The organism is Hydrogenophaga sp. R2 (genome assembly GCF_049843595.1).
Classification (GTDB): Bacteria; Pseudomonadota; Gammaproteobacteria; order Burkholderiales; family Burkholderiaceae_C; genus Hydrogenophaga.
Genome location: NZ_JBBHZN010000004.1, coordinates 205,223 through 221,685 on the forward strand (window position 1 = coordinate 205,223; position 16,463 = coordinate 221,685).

18 protein-coding genes are annotated in these 16,463 nt (G+C 67.4%); 4 read left to right on the forward strand and 14 right to left on the reverse strand.

All coding sequences use genetic code 11. The features are described 5' to 3' along the window. Window positions 1-364 precede the first annotated feature (364 nt). Window positions 365-1,084 carry an HNH endonuclease gene (locus WD026_RS14370; RefSeq protein ID WP_425724346.1) on the reverse strand — a complete coding sequence of 240 codons (720 nt, stop codon included), beginning with the start codon at window positions 1,082-1,084 and terminating at the stop codon, window positions 365-367. Window positions 1,085-1,584: 500 nt separating this feature from the next. Further along, on the reverse strand, window positions 1,585-2,013 hold the full coding sequence (locus tag WD026_RS14375; protein ID WP_425724347.1) for a DUF2784 domain-containing protein: 429 nt from the start codon (window positions 2,011-2,013) through the stop codon (window positions 1,585-1,587). 132 nt (window positions 2,014-2,145) lie between these two features. Here WD026_RS14375 and WD026_RS14380 point away from each other — a divergent pair, with 132 nt between their 5' ends. Then, window positions 2,146-2,445, forward strand: a complete 300-nt coding sequence (locus WD026_RS14380; RefSeq protein ID WP_425724348.1) for a helix-turn-helix domain-containing protein — start codon at window positions 2,146-2,148, stop codon at window positions 2,443-2,445. Window positions 2,446-2,458: 13 nt separating this feature from the next. On the opposite strand, the gene WD026_RS14385 is transcribed toward WD026_RS14380, so the two are convergent. The 11 genes from WD026_RS14385 to WD026_RS14435 form a co-directional block, all read right to left on the reverse strand. Next, the gene (locus WD026_RS14385) at window positions 2,459-2,992 is read right to left on the reverse strand and encodes a hypothetical protein (RefSeq protein WP_425724349.1); all 534 of its coding nucleotides are present in this window, start codon (window positions 2,990-2,992) and stop codon (window positions 2,459-2,461) included. Window positions 2,993-3,123: 131 nt separating this feature from the next. Beyond that, entirely contained in the window at window positions 3,124-4,410 is a 1,287-nt protein-coding gene (locus WD026_RS14390) for a type II toxin-antitoxin system HipA family toxin (protein ID WP_425724350.1), read from the reverse strand. Continuing rightward, window positions 4,407-4,736, reverse strand: a complete 330-nt coding sequence (locus WD026_RS14395; protein ID WP_425724351.1) for a helix-turn-helix transcriptional regulator — start codon at window positions 4,734-4,736, stop codon at window positions 4,407-4,409. Before WD026_RS14395 ends, WD026_RS14390 begins: the two co-directional genes overlap by 4 nt. Before the next feature lie 95 nt (window positions 4,737-4,831). After that, window positions 4,832-6,127: a type II toxin-antitoxin system HipA family toxin gene (locus WD026_RS14400; protein WP_425724352.1), complete on the reverse strand. Its 1,296-nt coding sequence runs from the start codon at window positions 6,125-6,127 to the stop codon at window positions 4,832-4,834. Between the two features lie 9 nt (window positions 6,128-6,136). After that, the gene (locus WD026_RS14405) at window positions 6,137-6,478 is read right to left on the reverse strand and encodes a helix-turn-helix domain-containing protein (protein ID WP_425724353.1); all 342 of its coding nucleotides are present in this window, start codon (window positions 6,476-6,478) and stop codon (window positions 6,137-6,139) included. Between the two features lie 115 nt (window positions 6,479-6,593). Beyond that, entirely contained in the window at window positions 6,594-7,763 is a 1,170-nt protein-coding gene (locus tag WD026_RS14410) for an ABC transporter substrate-binding protein (RefSeq protein WP_425724354.1), read from the reverse strand. Window positions 7,764-7,808: 45 nt separating this feature from the next. Further along, on the reverse strand, window positions 7,809-9,665 hold the full coding sequence (locus WD026_RS14415; RefSeq protein ID WP_425724355.1) for an AMP-dependent synthetase/ligase: 1,857 nt from the start codon (window positions 9,663-9,665) through the stop codon (window positions 7,809-7,811). Window positions 9,666-9,669: 4 nt separating this feature from the next. Beyond that, the gene (locus WD026_RS14420) at window positions 9,670-10,458 is read right to left on the reverse strand and encodes an ABC transporter ATP-binding protein (RefSeq protein WP_425724356.1); all 789 of its coding nucleotides are present in this window, start codon (window positions 10,456-10,458) and stop codon (window positions 9,670-9,672) included. Continuing rightward, on the reverse strand, window positions 10,455-11,279 hold the full coding sequence (locus WD026_RS14425; protein ID WP_425724357.1) for an ABC transporter ATP-binding protein: 825 nt from the start codon (window positions 11,277-11,279) through the stop codon (window positions 10,455-10,457). Before WD026_RS14425 ends, WD026_RS14420 begins: the two co-directional genes overlap by 4 nt. Beyond that, complete coding sequence (locus tag WD026_RS14430; RefSeq protein ID WP_425724358.1) at window positions 11,276-12,352, reverse strand: branched-chain amino acid ABC transporter permease; 1,077 nt, start codon at window positions 12,350-12,352, stop codon at window positions 11,276-11,278. The genes WD026_RS14425 and WD026_RS14430 overlap by 4 nt, the downstream gene beginning before the upstream one ends. Window positions 12,353-12,361: 9 nt before the next feature. Next, on the reverse strand, window positions 12,362-13,237 hold the full coding sequence (locus WD026_RS14435; protein WP_425724359.1) for a branched-chain amino acid ABC transporter permease: 876 nt from the start codon (window positions 13,235-13,237) through the stop codon (window positions 12,362-12,364). 169 nt (window positions 13,238-13,406) lie between these two features. Here WD026_RS14435 and WD026_RS14440 point away from each other — a divergent pair, with 169 nt between their 5' ends. Genes WD026_RS14440 through WD026_RS14450 form a run of 3 tightly spaced genes read left to right on the forward strand, consistent with a single transcriptional unit; the run spans window position 13,407 to window position 15,999 of the window. Further along, window positions 13,407-14,801: an acyclic terpene utilization AtuA family protein gene (locus WD026_RS14440; RefSeq protein WP_425724360.1), complete on the forward strand. Its 1,395-nt coding sequence runs from the start codon at window positions 13,407-13,409 to the stop codon at window positions 14,799-14,801. After that, window positions 14,798-15,184: an AtuA-related protein gene (locus tag WD026_RS14445; RefSeq protein ID WP_425724361.1), complete on the forward strand. Its 387-nt coding sequence runs from the start codon at window positions 14,798-14,800 to the stop codon at window positions 15,182-15,184. The genes WD026_RS14440 and WD026_RS14445 overlap by 4 nt, the downstream gene beginning before the upstream one ends. Before the next feature lie 56 nt (window positions 15,185-15,240). Next, complete coding sequence (locus WD026_RS14450) at window positions 15,241-15,999, forward strand: type 1 glutamine amidotransferase (RefSeq protein WP_425724362.1); 759 nt, start codon at window positions 15,241-15,243, stop codon at window positions 15,997-15,999. Here the strand turns inward: WD026_RS14450 and WD026_RS14455 are convergent, their stop codons facing one another. Further along, a complete protein-coding gene (locus WD026_RS14455; protein WP_425724363.1) occupies window positions 16,000-16,428 on the reverse strand; it encodes an acyl-CoA thioesterase in 429 nt (142 codons plus the stop codon). Between the last annotated feature and the right edge of the window lie 35 nt (window positions 16,429-16,463).

The following is a 16,463-nucleotide window of genomic DNA, read 5'->3' on the forward strand; positions in this document are numbered from 1 at the left end:
AAGCTCCCGGGCAGTCCCTGCGCCGCGAAAACCCGGCCCACAAAAAAGTAACCCGCCGGTTTGAGGATACGCATGCGCGCATAGCCTTGGCGGGTTTTGTTGCCGGTGAGTATAAGCGCGCGACCAGTCCGGTGCGAAGCGCCAACCGCGGCGCCCGTCTCTGCCGTGCCGAACGGGTGAGAGATCAACCAATCCAGCTGCGCTGTGCAGTCCTTCCTGGGCTTGTCGTATGCGATGGACACCGGTGCTCTCCACGGACAGCGGCATCGGATCGCCGCGAAGGGGAGCAGTAGGAATCAAAGCGGCATCCGATACCCCTGACCAGAACGTTGGGACTTGAAGAGTTAACGCACCCGCCGGCGCGTCACTCTCGAATCAAGCCCGGGATCGACGCATACATCTGCGCCTTGCACGCCTCAGCGTCCTGCCCAAAGTGCAGGCGGCGATGGCAGTTGGGGCAGAGTGCGACGGCGTTGGATACGCGGTCTGATCCGCCATCGGCCAAGGTTCGGAGGTGGTGAACCTCCAAGAACGGCAGGCCCTGCACCGTTTGAAACGGGGCTGGCTCAGCACAGCATTCACACCGGCCTGCAGCACGTCTAAGCACCCACACCTTCACATCTTTGCTGCGGGCAAAGCTCAGGCTGGTGGTGGTGCTGCGGGTGGGCTGCGCCGCGCCCTCGGGCGGCGGGGTTTCTTTGCGGGCCTTGACGGGTTTGGCGGCCAGTTCGAGCACCTCAAGGCGCTCTGACGCGGTGGGCGGTGCCGGGTTGCCGTCCAGTTCATTGATGAGCGCTTCAAGGCGCAAGGCAACACCCGCACCCACGTGCTTGGCAGGCTTGAGACCTTCGATCCACCGCCGGCCCATGGCGGCCAGGACCGCCGAGATGTTCTGCATGCGCAGCTCGAACGAACTGGGCGTGCGTTCGAACCGGCGACTCAGGTCCAGGTACACGCTCTTCATAAAACGGCGCTCGCCCGCGTCGAGCCGCCGCTGCATGTCCCGATAGGCCACGACGGAGGCGCGCAGCTCCTCGTCGGTCCAAGCTTTGCGGACTTCGTCTTTCAGCTCTGGCGGCGTCATGTGTGGCAGTCGTTATGTACCCTATGGGGTACTGTACTGCCGCTTGTGGCCCCGTCTCTGCATAATGCCGCCCACCCGAAAGGGTCGGTGCTTCAAACACCGCATTACAGAGTTGCGACCCACACAGCTGTGGGTCGATCGCGTCCCAATTCAAAGCCAGCGCCCGGTCGCTGGACACGGTTTGGACGGGATGGGGCTACCCGTAAGGGCGCCCGCACGTCTGTATGCGTGTTTGAACATCCCGTCCACCCGACTTTTTATCAGTCGGGTGGTTCGTGTCCTTGGATGGAGAACGCCCCCATGAACGCGCACCTGCTGGCCGAGCTGTCGCTCGATCTTCAAGCGGTCCAACGCCTGGCCTTGGTGGCCCAGCAAGCCGATCTCAGCACCGATGACCGCATTGCTCTGGCCCGTGCCACGCAGCGCTTGGCAGGCTCGGCGGGTTGTTTGACCGATGCGGCGCAATGGCCGGATGCAGCGTCGGTAGCGGCCTCAGCCGCTCAGTGGGTGTTGCCCGATGTGGCGCGGGCCGACGACTTCACCGGCGTCACCCACCACCAAGCCCCCGCCACCAGCAACGCGAACCCGCTGTAGACCCAGGCCAGCAGCCACAGCGGTGCGTCCACGTACAGCAGTTGGCCGATCCAGTGGGTGATGAAGCTATCGCTGTAGCTGCCCTGGCCAGCGTGGCGGCGCAGGGCTTGTTCCCAGATCGTCAGGGGGCAGAGCTGGCCCAGCCAGGCCTGCACCGCAATCAGGGCCATGAGGCCCAGGTGGGTGGCGCGCAGCCACCGCAGGCGCACCCAGCGCCACCCCCGCCAGCCGCCCACCAGCACCAGGGGCAGCAGGCCCACCACGAACACCACCACGCCCACATGGAGCAGGAGGATGGCGTCGGCCAGGTGGGCGGCGGTGGTGGGGGAGAGCACTGTGGGTATCTCCGCTGGGGTCGGGACAGACTGCTCCTAGTCTCAGGCAGTTTCGGAGTTTCCGAAACTTCCCCTTTTTGCAGCCCGGTTCGACCCGGATTTCTGAAACTCCGAAACTTCAAGAGCCCAGACATGACTGCTCATTCCGACCCAGCGGCCGGTGCCGTGCTTCTGACATCTTTCAGCTCGCTGGGGCCGGTGGTTCGTCAGCGCCGGAAATCACAGGCACTGCGTATTGACGACGCATCGGCCTTGATGGGCGTATCCGCCGATCTCTTGTCCCGTCTCGAAAACGGTCAGGGCTCGGTCAGACTGGACAAAGCGCTGACCGTTCTGGATGGCCTGGGTCTGGCGGTGCTGGTGCTGCCCAGAGAGCACCCTTGGGCGGTGATGAGCGCCCGCAGCCTTGCCGCTGCTGGCGTTTCTGGGTAAGGCAGCCGTTTTCTCAGGCCGGCACTGCCTCGGTCGGCAGGTGCACCGCCGGCTGGGCCCGGGCGGACAGGTCGGCCACCAGGTAGCGGGCGTCCTGCAGTTCGGCGTCGCTGGGGGCGTTGGCGGGGCGCACCACCTCCATGGGGCGGCCGTGGGCGATGGCTTCCTGCACCACGGCGGCGGTGGCCGGCGCGGCGCCGATCAGGCTGTGGCGCTGGCCCAGGCCTTCCACGCGCAGGGTCTGTCCGTATTTGCCTTTGAGGTTGCTGCACAGCTCGACGCTGTTGAGCGGCAGGCGGCGCACCAGTGGCTTGAAGCCGGTTTCCACCACGAGCAGTTCGCGCTGGGTCACCACCCACACGCCCCGGTTGGCACCAACGATGCGGCCGCTGGCCACGGCCAGGATGCGGTCCTGCCGGCCCAGGTGGGGGCGCACGGCGTCCACCACGCTCTGGGGCAGGGGCTGCGCGGCGTAGGGGTCGCGGTTCTCCAGGAACATTTCCCAGAGGTGGTCGTGGTCGCGCAGGAAGTTCAGCAGGCGGATCAAGGAAGGTCTCCCGGTGGTTGGTGTGATGGGGTCACCTGCGTGCGTGTGCATGTGTCTGCAGGGCGGGGCATGGTGCCTGTTGCGGATAGACCCTGCGCCCTGCTCGGGTGCGGGGTTATTGGTGCGGGGCTTCAGGTCAGGGCGGCGCGGGCTTCGTCCAGGGCAGTGTGCTCGAAGGCGGGGGCGAAGTCGTCCAGTTCGGGTCGGGTCAGCCCCACATCGGCCGACATGGCCAGTGTGCGCCACTGGCTCACAGCGCCCACCACGTCGGCCAGCACGGCCCGAGCGGTGGCCGGGTCGCCCAGCCCGAAGTGGCCGGCATGGGCCAGCAGCATGGCCACCGAGTCGATGGGACCGGTCTCCATGGACAACCAGGTCTTGGACTCGCGGTCCTTGTCCGGGAAGGGGTTGAGGTCGAACGCCGGTGCCAGTCGCCACTGTCCCCGCCCTGCATACAGGAAGCCGTGGTTCTGCAGGTGGTCGTCCACATTGGTGATGAGCAGGTTGAAGACCATGCGCCGCCAGAGCTGCCGCAGGTCGGCCATGGGAGCCACGCAGCGCGACCGGATGGCGTCGGCGATCTCGGTGTAGGCGCGGTCTTCATCGCGCGAGGCCTGCAGCATGGAGGCGGCCGACAGGTAGGGGATCCGGGCAAAGTCCGGTGTGCGGTCAAAGCGCTCGATGAGGGCAATGGCGGTGCCATCCAGGTTGATGATGCGTGCACCGCAGGCGTCGATGCCCGCCCGTGCGGCCAGCCGCAGCGCCAGCACCTCGCCCCGGGTGATGCTGCGCTCGTCGCCCTGGCTGGGAAACTTGCCGATGGCCAGGCGTCCCTGTTCATCCAGCACGGTGCATTTGGGCCGCATGCCGCCCAGCGAGGTGCCCTTGCCTCGCAGGTATTTCAGATCCTCGGCGGTTTCCTGGCTGAGCTCCACCGCGCGGCTGGCGCTGTAGATGCGCTCCAGTTCCAACAGTGGTGGTGTGGTCCGCCTGCCTTCGTCCACGCTGCGCATGAAGTGACCATGGGCGTCCCGCAGGCGCAGTGCGCCCACGCGGCTGAAATCGTCCACGGCTGCCAGGTAGTCCAGTTCGGTCAGGGCCGGCAGCTGCGGGTTGTGCTGTCGCTCCTTGGCATGGGCACGGGCTATCACCCGGCGTCCCCATGCGTCCGGGGCGGTGTCGGCCAGGGCCAGATGGAACACCGGGTCTGCCTTGGCGGTGGTGCGCCGCGCCTGAAAGCCAGCCACCAGCGGCAGGTCGGGCGACACCTCGAAGCGGTCCGGGCTGGCCAGCCATTGCGGGTCATAAGCGAAGGTCGAGAACTCGCGCTGGCCTTGCCGGGCGTGGGCCAGCTGGCCCACCGGGGTGCCCGCCCTGCCCACGCAGATGTCCACCCGCTGCGGCCTGGCTGCTTTCACAGCGCGCCTCCGGTGTTCTTGCGGGGGCGTATGCGCAGCGGCACGCGTTCGTCCATCAGCACCAGACCTATGGGGTCCTCGCGCGTGTCGAGCAGGTCGGCCAGCTTGTGGATTTCGCCGAACACATGGAGCGCGCGGGCCACAAAGTGCAGCTGCACCCGGTGATCACCTTTCTCCATGCGCTTGACGGTGTTGAGCGACGCGCCGATGCGCTCGGCCATGGAGGCCTGCGAGATGTGCCGCCGCCGCCGGGCCAGCGACAGGTCCTGCCCGAGTTTGAGCAAGGCTCTGGCCACTGGCGCCGGCATCGGATGGGCGTTGCTCAAATGGCTCTCTGAACGATTCTTTGGATACTTAATAGATTCCATAAGGGCTATTATGATGATCTGACTGCTGCCCGCAAGCCCGGCTGTCCATCCGGTCAGGGCAGCGCCTTGCGCAGCCCCGCGCTGGCGATGTGGTCCACATGCCGGAAGGCCGGTGCCACGGCGTCCGCGTCGGCCGGGGCCACGCCCCATTCTTCAAAGCGGCTGCGCCACGCGCGCACCACGGCCCATACCTCGGCCATCGCGGCCAGTGCGGCGGCGCGCGACAGGGTGAACGCTTCGTGGGCGGCCAGGGCGTTATCCAGCGTGGCCAGGCGGCCCTGCGGGCCCACGCCCAGGCGCAGGTAACGCTCGGTGGCCAGGCTGGGGCGGGGCAGCACGTCGTACAGCGGGCTCAGGCACCAGCCGCCAACACGGGGGTCGCGCACGAAGGCGTGGTTGCGCAGGTGGTCGTCGTCGTTGCTCACGAAGATGTTGAACACCATGCGCCGGAACAGCTCGGCGTTGTCCTGGCGGATGGCGGGTGGGTGGCCGTGGCGCCGGATGGCATGGGCCAGATCGGTGTAGCTGCGGGTGCGCGAGTCGGTCTCGTCGCAGGCCAGCAGGGTGAGGCCGCTGACGAAGCCCATGCGCTGCTCGGGGCCGCCCGGGTCGGTGCGGTAGCGGTCGAATCGCTGCACCAGCATGACGCGGCGCTGGCCGATCTGGCGTGTGTGAACGCGGGGCACCCGCATGCCGGCCAACCCCGCCAGTTGCAGGCAGGCGGCCTCCACGCCGGGCACGTCGAACCGGTCGCTGCGGCTGGCGAACTTGGCCAGCCACAACACGCCGTCCTCGTCCCGCACCGATGCCTTGGGGCGGGCGCCCCCCAGGGCGGTGCCGTACTGAAAGATGGCGTCCGGGTGCGCCGGCACCGGCAGGTCTTCCTCGATGCGGCCGGCGGCCTCCATCAGGTGTTCCAGGTGGTGCCAGGCAGCCGCACCCGGGGTGGGCGGGGTGTGGATGTCGGCACGTACGTCCAGTGCGCCCACCCGCTCGCGGCCGGCGTGCAGCAGGTATTGCGATTCCGGCAGGCTGTTGGCCGGCACCTTGAGCTTGGCCTCGATCACCCGCCGGCCCCAGGCGTCGGGGGCTGCATCGCGGATGCCGCCGAACAGGGTGAGGCCGGCGGGCGGCAGCAGGCGCTGGCCCAGCACCTGCTCGCGGTGCTGCAGGCCCAGGCCCACCGGGTCGACCTCCAGCGCATCGGGCCTTCTGCCGTAGTTCAGGCCGTAGGCGAAGGATGAGGCCAGCACCACCGGGCCTTCTTCCATGAGCTGCAGCTGGCCGCAGGGCGCCCACCCACCGGGCAGGTGGGCGAAGACCATGAGCCGGGTGTCGCGTGCCGCCATGCCGATGGATCAGAAGTCGAGTTCGCGCAGCTCGGCGCTGCTCAGGCCCCGCACACGCCGGGTTCTCTCGCGCTCGGCGAGCTGGCGCAGGGCAGGGTCCTGGTCGGTTAGCAGGTCGATCAGCGTGCTGCCGGGCGCAATGGCGTCGAGGTAGCGCAGCACCTGCCCCAGGGCCACACCGGGGTCGCCTTTCTCGATGCGGTACGCCGTGTTGCGCGACAGGCCGGCACGCAGCGCCGCATCGGCCTGCCGTACCCTTCGGGCGGCCCTCAGCCGGGCGAGCCGTTCGCCCAGACGGGCGCATTCGCCTTCCAGGGGGGCAGGGAGTACAGCGGCTTGGGTCACTTTCATGATCGTTAAATCATACACTCGGCGTTTAATGATCGATTTATGATGCATTCGCCTCCAGACGTCCGGCATGAAAAAAGCCCGCACGCGGCGGGCTTCTCGGGGGTGACGGTTCAGGTCACTTGTTGATGTTCATGTACTCCGACACCACTTTCCAGCGGCCGTCCTGCAGCTGCGAGAGGCGGGTGGCGTTGCTGCCCAGGCGCTTTTGCGGGCCGAAGGTCATTTCCGAGGCGCCGAAGATGTCCGGCGGGATGGTCATGGTGTCCATGGCCTTGATGAAGCTGTCGGTGGTCAGGTTGTTGCCGGCCTTGCTGGCGGCGCGCAGGAAGGCGTCCACCGCGCTGTAGCCGTACACCGAGAACACGGTCGGGTCTTCGTTGAACTTGGTCTTGTACTTGTTGGCCCAGAAGCGGATGGGCTGGCTGGACTCGTCCAGGTAGGGGTGCTGCACCGTCATGGCGGCGTACAGGCCGTTCATGGGGGCGCCGCCCAGCTTGTGGATCAGGTCGGTGTAGGAGGCGCTCGATCCCACGAAGATGGGGTTGAAGCCCAGACGGCGCGCGGTGGCGATGCCGCCAATCGTCTCGCGGATGATGGTGCCCAGCACCACCATGTCGCACTGCGCGGCCGAGAGCTTCTGCATCTGCGAGGCGAAGTCGGTGGCGCCGCGCTTGTAGGTGGTCTCTTCGGCCAGGGTCATGCCCATGGTCTTGAGGCCGTCTTCGGCACCGCGCTTGACCTCCAGGCCGAACTCGTCGTCCTGGTACATGGTGCAGACCTTCTTGGCACCTTTCTCCTTCACCAGCTTGGGCACGGCCAGGCGCATCTGGTCGTAGTAGGTGGCGGCAAAGCTGTACTTGAGCTTGTGGAAGGGCTCGTACATCTCGCGCGCGGCGGTCACCGGGAAGAAGTTGATGACGTTCTTGGGGAACTGCACCTGCATGGCGGCAATGTTCTGTGCCGTGCCGATGTGGCCCACCATGGCAAAGATCTTGTCCTGGTTGACGAGCTTCTGCGCGGCCAGCACGGCCTTCTTGGGGTCGTAGCCCGAGTCTTCGACCTTGAGCTCGATCTTGCGGCCGTTGATGCCGCCCTGCTCGTTGGCCTCGTCCACGCGCAGCATCATGCCCAGGCGCACCTGCTTGCCGAAGCCGGCCAGCGGGCCCGAAAGGTCCTGGATGGAGCCGATGGTCAGCGTGTCCTTGGTCACGCCCTGCGACTGCGCCAGCGCAGAGCCGGCGACCAGTGCCAGGGCGGCAGCGATCAGGGTGGGTTTGAATGTCATGGTGTCGTCTCCTTCGGGGTGGCGGGTCGGTGATCGGTGCGGGGCTCAGCGGTACATGGCGTCGATCTGCTCGGCGTACTTGGTCTGCACCAGCTTGCGCTTGAGCTTCATGGTGGGGGTGAGTTCTTCGTCTTCCGCGCTGAGCTGGGTGTCGAGCAGGAAGAACTTCTTGATCTGCTCGACCCGCGCAAACTTCTTGTTCACGCGGTCGATCTCGGTCTGGATCAGGGCCTGCACCTCGGGCGCGCGGGTGAGGCTGGCGTAGTTGGAGAACGGCACGTCGTGGTCCTGCGCGTACTTCTCCACGTTCTCCTGGTCGATCATGATGATCACGGTCAGATAGGGTCGCTGGTCGCCGATCACCACAGCATCGGTCACGTAGGGCGAGAACTTCAGTTCGTTCTCCAGCTCGCTGGGCGTGATGTTCTTGCCCCCGGCGGTGATGATGATGTCCTTCATGCGGTCGGTGATGCGGAAAAACCCTTCCTCGTCCATCACGCCCACGTCGCCGGTGTGCAGCCAGCCATCGGCGTCGATGGTCTCGGCGGTCTTCTCGGGCAGGTTCAGGTAGCCCATGAACACGTTGGGCCCGCGCACCAGGATCTCGCCGGTGTCCGGCGCAATGCGCACCTCGTTGAAGGTGGCGGCCGGGCCGATGCTGCCAGGCTTGATGCGTTCGGCCGGAATGCCGGTGGAGGCGCCGCAGGTCTCGGTCATGCCCCACACCTCCAGCATGGGCACGCCCAGCGCCAGGTACCAGCGCACCAGGTCGGGCGAGATGGGAGCTGCACCGGTCACCAGGAAACGCGCCCGGTGGATGCCGATGAGCTTGCGCACGTTGTTGAGCACCAGGGCGCGTGCCAGCTTGAACTGCAGCTTGAGGCTGCCCGGCACCGGCTGTTTCGCCATCACCCGGTCGGCCACCTTCTGCCCCACGCCGATGGCCCAGGCATAGGCCGCCTGCTGAAGGCCGCTGGCCTCCTTGAGCGTGATCATCACGCCGGAGTAGAACTTCTCCCACACGCGGGGCACGGCGGTGAACACGGTGGGCGCGATCTCGCGCACGTTCTCGGGCACAGTCTCGGGGTTCTCCACGAAGTTGAGCTTGGCCCCGGTGTAGAGCGAGAAGTACTCGCCGCCCATGCGCTCGGCAATGTGGCACAGCGGCAGGAAGCACATGCACTCGTCGTCTTCGGTGCGGGCGATCAGCGTGTTGTAGCCGCGCACGGTGTAGACCAGGCCGGCGTGCGAATGCATGGCGCCCTTGGGCTTGCCGGTGGTGCCCGAGGTGTAGACCAGGATGGCCAGGTCGGCGGGCTTGAGCGCGTTCACCCGGGCCTCCATGGCGCCGGGGTGGGCCTTGTGGTGTTCACGGCCGAGCTGGCGCAGGGCGTCCAGGCTGATGACGCCGGGGTCGTCCAGGTCGCGCAGGCCGTCCATGTCGACCACCACGATCTTCTTCAGCCGCGGCAGCTGCGCGCGCACCTCCAGCGCCTTGTCGAGCTGCTCGTCGTTCTCCACAAAGAGCACGGTGGTGCGCGAGTCCTCGCACAGGTACTGCACCTGCTCGGCGGCGTCGGTGGGGTAGATGCCGTTGGACACGCCGCCGGCGCTCAGCACGCCCAGGTCGCACAGCACCCATTCGATGGTGGTGTTGGACAGGATGGAGGCGGTCTCGTGCGCCTCGAAGCCCAGGGCCATGAGGCCATGGCTGATCTCGCGCACCGCATCACCGGTCTGCTGCCAGGTCCAGCTGCGCCAGATGCCCAGGTCTTTCTGGCGCATCCACACGTTCGGGCCACGGGCCTTCACCGCGTTCCAGAACACGGCGGGCATGGTCTCGCCGGGCATGACCACGTCGGCACGCGGCTGGATGTGGGAGGTGTCCCAGAGGTAGGTCATCTCGTCATCTCCAGGTCTTTTTCTTTTTCCAGCGCCGGTCGGCGCGCACGCCGGCTTCCTTCATGCCGAGGTAGAACTCCTTGATGTCGTCCTTCTCGCGCAGGTGGGCGCAGGTGTCTTCCATCACGATGCGGCCGTTCTCCAGCACATAGCCGTAGTCGGCGGCGTTGAGCGCCATGTTGGCGTTCTGCTCCACCAGCAGGATGGTGGTGCCGCGCTCGCGGTTGATGCGCACCACGATCTCGAAGATCTCCTTGGTGAGCTTCGGACTCAGGCCCAGGCTGGGTTCGTCCAGCAGGATCAGGTCGGGGTTGGCCATGAGGGCGCGGCTGATGGCCAGCATCTGCTGCTGGCCGCCCGAGAGCAGGCCGGCGTCCTGCGCGGCACGCTCCCGCAGGATGGGGAAGTAGCCGAACACCATCTCCATGTCGCGGGCCACGCCGTCGCGGTCCTTGCGGGTGTAGGCGCCCATGAGCAGGTTGTCGCGCACGGAGAGCAGCGGGAACACCTCGCGCCCCTCGGGCACGTGCGACAGGCCCATCTGCACGATCAGCGACGGGTCCTGCGCGGTGATGTTCTCGCCCTTGAACTCCACCGAGCCCTTGCGCGGGTCAATGATGCCGCTGATGGTCTTGAGGATGGTGGTCTTGCCGGCGCCGTTGCTGCCCAGCACGGTGGCGATCTCGCCCCGGCGCACCTGCAGGCTCACGCCGCGGATGGCCTTGATGGGGCCGTAGGCGCTCTCGACGTTGGACAGCTTGAGCACCGGTGCGTCACTCGTCGGCACGCTCATGAGGTCACCTTGTGGTTTTCGCGGCGCAGGCTGGACACATCGTCCACCGTGCCGAGGTAGGCCTCGATCACGCCCGGGTCGGCCTGCACATGGGCCGGCGTGCCCATGGCCAGCTGCTGGCCCTGCGACATGGCCAGCACCCGGTCGGACACCTTGGACACCAGGCCCATGTCGTGTTCGACCATCAGCACCGTGATGCCGAGTTCGTTCTTGATGTCGGTGATCCAGAAGGCCATGTCGTCGGTCTCTTCCACGTTCAGGCCCGACGACGGCTCGTCCAGCAGCAGCAGCTGCGGCTCGGTGCACAGCGCACGCGCCAGCTCCACCACCTTGCGCACGCCGTAGGGCAGGCCCGCCACCATGCTCTCGCGGTGGTGCTGCAGGTCCAGCAGGTCGATCACCTGTTCCACCTTCTCGCGCGCCTCGATCTCGGCGGCGCGGGTCTTGCCGGTGAAGAACAGTTCCGACAGCAGCCCGGTGCGGCGGTGCGTGTGGCGGCCGATCAGCAGGTTCTGCAGCACGGTGGCGTGCTCGAACAGCTCGATGTTCTGGAAGGTGCGCGCAATGCCCAGCGAGGCAATGCGGTGCGGCGGCTGCTCGGTCAGGCGCAGCATGCCCTGCGGGCCTGCGTAGTCGATGGTGCCGGTGGTGGGCGTGTAGATGCGGCTGATGAGGTTGAACACCGTGGTCTTGCCGGCGCCGTTGGGGCCGATCAGGGTGAACACCTCGCCACGCTTGACGTCGAAGCTGACGTCGTTGACGGCCAGCACGCCGCCGAAGCGCACGCTCAGGTTTTTCGCCGAGAGGAGGATGTCGCTCATTTCAGGCGGTCCGATTTCTGGAACGATTTCTGCCGCTTGAACATGCCCTTGCGGTAGAACGGGAACAGCTGGAACCAGGTGCGCACCTTGAGCCAGCGGCCGTACAGGCCCATGGGCTCGAACAGCACGAAGGCGATCAGCACCAGGCCGTACACCGTGCCCTGCAGGCCGGCGGCCTGGCCGATGGCAGCGGGCAGGAAGTCCTTGCCCATGGCAATGAGCTGCGGCATGACGATGAGGAAGATCGCCCCCAGGAAGGCGCCGTGGATGGAGCCCAGGCCGCCGATCACCACCATCAGCAGCAGGTCGATCGACTGGATGATGCCGAACTGGTCGGGCGAGAGGAACTGGATCTTGTGGGCGTACAGCGCACCGCCGATGCCGGCCAGGAAGGCCGAGAGCGCGAAGCTCAGCGTCTTGTAGCGGGCCAGGTGGATGCCCATGCTCTGGGCCGAGATCTCGGAATCGCGGATGGCCACGAAGGCGCGGCCGGTGCTCGATCGCATGAGGTTGACGATGCCCAGCGTGGCGGCCACGCAGATGACCAGGCACAGCGCGTAGAACTCCCCGGTGGTGTCGAGTTCCATGCCGAAGAGCTTGGGGTACTGCACCATCAGGCCGGCGTTGCCCCCGGTCATGTGCTCCCAGCGGGCGATGCCTTCTTCCACGATGAAGCCAAACGCCAGCGTGGCCATGCCCAGGTAGATGCCCTTCACGCGCAGGGCCGGCAGGCCCACCACCATGCCCACGGCGGCCGACAGCAGGCCGGCGCAGGCCAGGGCCAGCGGGAAGGGCAGGCCGGCGTTCACCATGATGGCCTGGGTGTAGGCGCCCACGCCCAGGAAGGCCGCATGCCCCAGCGAGAACAGCCCGGTGAAGCCGGCCAGCAGCATCAGACCCAGGCCCACGATGGCGTAGATGAGCACGAAGGTCATCTGCGAGAGCCAGTACTCCTCCACCGTGAACGGGGCAGACACCAGGAACAGGCCCAGCAGGCTGTACCAGAACACATGGCCGCCGTGCTTGGCCAGCCGGATGTCCTGGTCGTAATCGGTCTTGAACAGGAAACGCATGGACCGGCCTCAGACTTTCTTGCGGAGTTTTTCGCCGAACAGGCCGTTGGGCTTGAGCACCAGCATGATCAGGACCACGATGTAGGGCGCGATGTCCTTGAAGCCCTCCGGCAGGTAGAAGCCCGAGAGCGCTTCCACCACGCCGATGATCAGGCCGCCCACGATGGCGCCGGGCAGGCTGGTGAAGCCGCCCACCACCGCCGCCGGAAAGGCCTTCAGGCCGATGAAGCCCATGTTGGCGTGCACGAAGGTGATGGGCGCCAGCAGCAGGCCGGCAATGGCCGCCACGCCGGCCGCCAGGCCCCACACCAGGCCGTTGAGGCGCTTGACCGGAATGCCCATGTAGTAGGCCGCCAGCTGGTTCTGCGACGAGGCCTGCATGGCGATGCCCAGCTTGCTGTAGCGGAACATGGCGAACAGGCCGCCGCACAGCAGCGCGGTCACGCCGATCACCACCACCTGCTCGGCCGAGATCACCAGCGCGCCCATCTTGATCACCTGACCGGCATACGGCACCGGCAGCGTGTGGGTGTCGGTGCCGATGTTGGGGATCATGGTGATCACGCCCCGCAGCACATAACCCACGCCGATGGTGAGCATGACGATGGAGAACGCCGGCTGGCCCAGGATGGGGCGGATGACGATGCGCTCCAGCAGCACGCCGAACAGCGCCATGCCGATGATGGCGGCCGGCACCGAGAGCCAGAAAGGGAAACCCAGCAGGGTCATGGCGGCCAGGCCGCCGAAGGCGCCGACCATCATCAGGTCGCCCTGGGCAAAGCTCACGGTCTCCGTGGCCTTGTAGATCAGCACGAAGCCCAGGGCAATGAGGCCATAGATGCACCCCTGGGCCACACCGCTGATGAGCAGTTGCAGCAGTTGCACGAACGTGTCTCCGTTGTTGTTGTGTTCCGCGACCCGAAGGACGCGTCTGCTGCGGTATTGGGTGCAGGCGGGGCAGCAGAAGTGCTGCGATTTATAGCTGTCTTGCACGGGACTGACGCTAGGGGTTGTCCCGACGCGGGGGTCGCGCAGGTGCCAGCAAGATGACCCCATGACATCTGTGCGCATCGCTGCCGGCCTCGGTTTTTATGGCGATCACTGGGAGCCGGTGGCGGCCGGCATCGAGCGCGGCGACGTGCAGTTCGTGGCCAGCGACCACCTGGCCGAACTCACCCTGGCCATCCTGCAGAAAGACCGGCAGCGCGACCCCGCGCTGGGCTACGCACGCGACGTGGTGCCGCTGCTGCTGCGCCTGTGGCCGCTCATGCAGGCGCGCGGTGTGCGCTTTGTCTGCAACGCCGGTGGCCTCAACCCCCTGGGTGCGGGGCAGGCGGTCCAGGCCGCTCTGCAGGCCAAAGGCATGAAGGCCCGCATCGCGGTGGTGGCCGGGGACGACGTGCTGCCCCGCCTGCTGGACCCGCATCAGGGCTTTCCCCATCTGTTTCATGGCGGCGACATGGCCAGCGTGCGCGAGCGGCTGGTGTTTGCCAATGCCTACCTGGGGGCCGCCCCCATCGTGCAGGCGCTGCAGGGCGGGGCCGACATCGTCATCACCGGCCGCGTGGCCGATGCCGCGCTCTTCCTGGGGCCGCTGGTGCACGCCCTGGGCTGGAAGCTGGCGGACGCATCCACCCCGGCCGACTGGGACCGCCTGGCCCAGGGGCTGACCGTGGGCCACCTGCTGGAATGTTCGGGGCAGGGCAGTGGCGGCAACTTCGGCAGCCAGGGCTGGTGGCAGCGCATTCCCGACCTGGCCCGCATCGGCTACCCCATCGCACACGTGTGGGAAGACGGCAGCGCCCTCATCACCAAGGCGCCCGACACCGGCGGCCTGGTCAATTTCGACACGGTGCGCCAGCAGCTGCTCTACGAGGTGCACGACCCGCACGCCTACCACTCGCCCGACGTGGTGCTGGACATGGGCGGCATCGAGCTGCGCGACGAGGGACATCACCGGGTGCACCTGAGCGGCGCGCGGGGCCTGCCGCCCTCCGACCGGCTCAAGGTGGTGGCCGGCTACCGCGACGGCTACAAGGCCGAGGTGAGCTGGGGCTTCTCCTGGCCCGATGCGTGGGACAAGGCGCAGGCCGCACAGGCCATGATCCGCGCCGAACTCGCCCGGCGACGCGTGCCGCACGACGAGCTGTTCGTGGAGCACCCGGGCCTGAACGCGGCCCACGGCCCGCTGGCGCCGCTGCCCGATGCGCAGGCCTTGAACGACATGAACGAGATCTGGACCCGCTTCGTGCTGCGCACGCCCGACCGCAACGCGGCCGAGGGCTTCGGCCGGCTGTTCCCCTGGCTGGCCCTCAGCGGCCCGGCGTACACCAGTGGCTTCAGCGGCCTGCATGGCGCCAGCGAACTGCTGGGCATCTGGCCGACCCTGGTGGACCGGGCGTCGGTGGAGGCGGGCGTCACCATCGAATGGCTGGAGGCTGGCGCATGAACCCGTCGAACGACCTGCTGCGTGTTCCGCTGGCCCGCATCGCGCATGCCCGCAGCGGCGACAAGGCCGACTGGGTGGACTTCGGCCTGTTCGCCCGCAACGCCGCCGGCTGGAAGCTGATCGAGCGCGAGGTCACGGCCGAGCGGGTGCAGGCGCACTTTGCGCCCTGGCTGCCCGGCGAGGTGCAGCGCTGGCCGCTGCCGACGCTGCTGGCCCTCAAGCTGGTGCTGAAGGACGCGCTGCAGGGTGGTGGTGCCCGCAACCTGCGGCACGACAACCTGGGCAAGGCCATGGCCGGCGCGCTGCTGCGCATGGAGATCACGGCCACACAGGCCGAGCTGGACGAGGTCCTGCAAGGCCCCACCGTGGCCTGGTGGCCCTGAACCGCCCAGGGGGAATGGCTCCAGCGTGAGGGGCGGCGCTGCCTAGCATCGCCGCCATGTTTGAACATGCCGACGTGCTGGTGCTGCAGCACACCCTGGAAGATGGCCCGGGTTACCTGGGCGAATGGCTGGATGCGCACGGCCACACCTGGCAGGTGCGCTGCACCGAGGCCGGTCAGGCCTGCCCCGAGTCCATGGACGGTTATCGGGCACTCGCGGTGCTGGGCGGCGAATGGGGTGCCAACGACGACCGCCCCAGCCTGCGCCAGGCCGAGGCCCTCATCCGCCAGGCCGATGCGCGCGGCATCCCGGTCATCGGCCACTGCCTGGGCGGGCAGCTGATGGCGCGGGCCTTCGGCGGCCGGGTGGAGCGCCTGCCCCTTCCCGAGGTGGGCTGGCTGCCGATCCAGGCCGCGCCAGGGGCCGACGCTGAACCCGGCCGTGCGCTGCTGCAGGACTGGCTGGGTGGCCTCGGCCCGGACGGGCAGGCCACGGTCTACCAGTGGCACTACGACAGCTTCGTCCAGCTGCCGCCGGGGGCGCGCCTGCTGGCCTCGTCGCCGGCCTGCGCCCACCAGGCGTTTGCCATCGGGCCGCACCTGGGCATGCAGTTCCACATCGAGATCACGCCGGCCAAGATCGATGCCTGGCTGAAGAACCCCGGCACGGTGTACCCGCAGGCCGTGGCGCAGGGGCTGCCCACGGTGCAGGCACCCGGGGTCATGCGGGCGTCGACCGCGCAGCACCAGAGCGGCAGCCAGGCGCTGGCCGATGTCATCTACGCGGCCTGGCGCCGCCGCTGGAAGACCGCCTGATCAGAGGCCGGCGGGCAGCCCGTCGCGCGGAATGGGCCGCGGCCGGCCTTCCATGTCGATGGCCACATAGGTCAGGCTGGCCTCGGTCACCTTCACGTACTGGCCCTGGGCCGAGAAGCGTTCGGCAAACACCTCCACCTGCACCGTGATCGAGGTGCGGCCCACCCGGGTGAGGTGCGAATAGAAGCTCAGGATGTCGCCCACCCTTACCGGCTGCTTGAAGATGAACTGGTTCACCGCCACCGTGGCCATGCGGCCGCGCACATAGCGCGCAGGCAGCACCGCACCGGCCAGGTCGACCTGCGCCATGACCCAGCCGCCGAAGATGTCGCCGTTGGCATTGCAGTCGGCCGGCATGGGAATGACCTTGAGCACCAGCTCGCGGTCGGTGGGCAAGTGGGTGGCCTGGGGGCCGGCTTCGGTGGACATGGGCACAATCTCCGTGAATACCCCGAGATTCTCCC